The organism is Aneurinibacillus migulanus, assembly GCF_001274715.1.
GTDB classification, from domain to species: domain Bacteria; phylum Bacillota; class Bacilli; order Aneurinibacillales; family Aneurinibacillaceae; genus Aneurinibacillus; species Aneurinibacillus migulanus.
This window is the reverse complement of record NZ_LGUG01000019.1, coordinates 1-1,904: the sequence shown is the minus strand read 5'-3', so window position 1 is coordinate 1,904 and position 1,904 is coordinate 1. Positions and strand designations below refer to the sequence as shown.

Below are 1,904 nucleotides of genomic sequence, written 5' to 3'. Positions count from 1 at the left end.
AAAAGCGGTGTCATGCACATCGTATTGTTCTATGGCTTCCTTCTGGTCCAGTTCGGAGCCATTGATTTAATCTGGAAAGGGCTGAAGCCAGGCTCGCACCTGCCGTTTGGTGCGGCATATCCTTACTTCCTTCTGTTCCAGGAAGTGGTCGTTGTGGCGATCCTGCTAGCCATTTTCTATGCCTGGTATCGTCGCAACGTCGAAAAATTAAAGCGCTTAAAACGCGGTTGGAAAGCCAATCTGGTCGTTTGGCTCATCAGCATCTTGATGATCAGTACGCTTCTGTCTGAAGGATTAGAAATCATCTGGCTGCATGCCGACGCCATCAGCTTCCGTTCCACGCAGCCGATCGCCTCCAGCCTTGCACTGGCATTGGCGGGCATCGGTCCGACGGCGGCAGGCGCCCTCTTCTATGTCTTCTGGTGGGTGCACTTGCTGACGCTGTTGTTCTTCCTGGTGTATATTCCGCAGGGCAAGCACGCGCATCTTCTGTTTGCGCCGTACAACTGGCTTATGAAGGATAAGACACGTCCTCCAGGCAAGCTGAGCACGATCGACTTCGAGAAGCTGGAAGAAGAAGGCGCAGAAGAATTCGGCGTCGGACGCATTGAGCATTTTACACAGAACCAACTGATTGACTTATACGCCTGTGTGGAGTGTGGCCGCTGTACAAGCATGTGCCCGGCTGCCGGCACAGGTAAGACCCTATCGCCGATGGATTTAATCGTGAAAATGCGTGATCACTTAACGGAGAAAGGGGCCGCCATTACAGGTCGTACGCCATGGATGCCGGCCGCGGTCTTTAAAGAATCGACCGGCAATGCGTTAGCTGTACAAGCACGCGCCGCAGGGGCAGGTCAGGTTGTGGAAGAGACGGCAGCAGCGACGGAAGGCTCATCCGCTTTGAAGATTGAGTACGATACGCAGCTCATTGGGGATGTCATTACAGAAGAAGAGCTCTGGGCATGTACGACATGTCGTAACTGTGAGGACCAATGTCCGGTGGCAAATGAGCACGTAGGTCACATCATCGACATGCGCCGCTATCTCGTCATGACGGAAGGACGCATGCCGTCCGATGCCCAGCGTGCGTTGAGCAACATCGAACGTCAGAGCAATCCGTGGGGCATCAACCGTAAAGACCGGATTAAATGGCGTGAAGGCATGGAAGATCTCGTGCCGACCGTCAAGGAAGCGGACGAATTCGAATACCTCTTCTTCGTTGGTTCGATGGGCTCGTTCGATAATCGAAGCATCAAATTAACCCAATCGTTCGCCCGTGTGATGAACAAAGCGGGTATCAAGTTTGCTATTCTGGGCAACGAAGAGAAGAACTCAGGTGATACAGCCCGCCGTCTTGGCAATGAAATGCTGTTCCAGGAGCTGGCGATGGAGAACATCGGGAACTTCCAGAAGTATGATGTGAAGAAAATCGTGACGATGGACCCGCACGCCTACAATACGTTCAAGCACGAATATCCGGAGTTTGGACTCGAAGACGTGGAAATCTATCATCATACTGATCTGCTGGTGGAATGGCTGCGGGAAGGCCGGATTCAACCGGTGAATGAAGTGAAAGAGCGTGTGACCTATCATGACTCCTGTTACCTGGGCCGTTACAATGATATATATGATGCGCCGCGAGAGATCCTGTCCGCCATCCCTGGCGTCGAGATCGTGGAAATGGAGCGTTCCGGCTGTGACAGCATGTGCTGTGGCGCGGGCGGCGGGATGATGTGGCAGGAAGAGCATCAGGGCACACGTGTGAACCTTGCACGCACCGAGCAGGCTTTGGCTGTGAATCCGACGACGATCGGAAGTGCTTGTCCATATTGCTTGACGATGCTGTCAGACGGCACGAAAGCAAAGGAAGTTGAAGAAAAAGTTCAGACGCTTGATATGGT

General features: G+C 53.0%; 1 protein-coding gene. It reads left to right on the top strand.

Going from position 1 to position 1,904, the window contains the following annotated elements; genetic code table 11:
* On the top strand, positions 1 to 1,904 hold a 1,904-nt coding region (locus tag AF333_RS31320; protein WP_144424218.1), incomplete at both ends, for a (Fe-S)-binding protein.